The sequence below is a fragment of the Geobacillus sp. ZGt-1 genome, from assembly GCF_001026865.1.
Lineage (GTDB): Bacteria > Bacillota > Bacilli > Bacillales > Anoxybacillaceae > Geobacillus > Geobacillus thermoleovorans.
This window is the reverse complement of the sequence record NZ_LDPD01000197.1, coordinates 1-914: the sequence shown is the minus strand read 5'-3', so window position 1 is coordinate 914 and position 914 is coordinate 1. Positions and strand designations below refer to the sequence as shown.

Annotated in this window: 1 protein-coding gene; it reads right to left on the bottom strand. The window is 31.7% G+C overall.

The annotated features are described in order from the left end of the window. On the bottom strand, window positions 1-818 hold an 818-nt coding region (locus tag VU18_RS16560), incomplete at its 3' end, for an LAGLIDADG family homing endonuclease (RefSeq protein ID WP_236687453.1). Between the last annotated feature and the right edge of the window lie 96 nt (window positions 819-914).

Genomic DNA, 914 nt, shown 5'->3' with positions numbered 1-914 from the left:
AATTCTTCGCTAAATTGTTTGTCTTGTTTCAACCATCTAAAATAAGTTCCTAATGTAATTCCAACTGTTTCACATGCTTGATGAACGCAATAGCTTTTTCGATATTCATCGATAAAAGCTTTTTTTCTTGCTGCAACAGCTTGTTTTGTTCTTTTTAATTTCGCATTTTGCAATGTTTCTGCATCCATATTTTTATCTGGGAACGCTTCAAATTTGCGTTTTAAATATAATCCTTTATCGTGATAAATCCAGTCATAAAATTCCTTAATCGTTTTTCTGCCGCTCATATATAAACGAATATGTTTTTCTTTTTTGGTTAAGTACACGTCAAATCCTCGCGCTTTTAGATGATGTTCTAATACCGTCATGAAATCGAGAGAACCGCCAACAAAACTGACTAAATAGCCACGAGAATAAATATTTCCATCACCGTCAAAATAGCCTCTTATAAAATGATTTAAATACACTTCTGGAACATACGGAAATTTTATATCCAGTGATTTATTTGGTGTGACACCATGTATCTCCATTAGATCGTTTTTCATAACTTTGCTATTGAGATATAACATATAAACACCAGTTTGCTTATTTTGATAAAGTGGTTGATTAGACCCTAATTCGTCTCTGATTTGTTCTAAAATATATTTTTCTTTTTGCGCGAATCCGATCGTTTGAAAATCATTGGAGATAAAACCGTCCGCTATAAAAAAACCTAAGATATAAGCCATATTTTTAGACCAAGTCTTGAAATAATCTTCATTTAACTTATACTTATAACTTATACTTACGCTTCCAACTACCAAACGGCCTTTTTTCAATATTATGATCAGACAAAATCATTCTTATATATCTTGGAGACACATTGGAAAGCTTTGCAATTTCGGTGGTACTAGTACCTTCAAGATAAAGTTTTA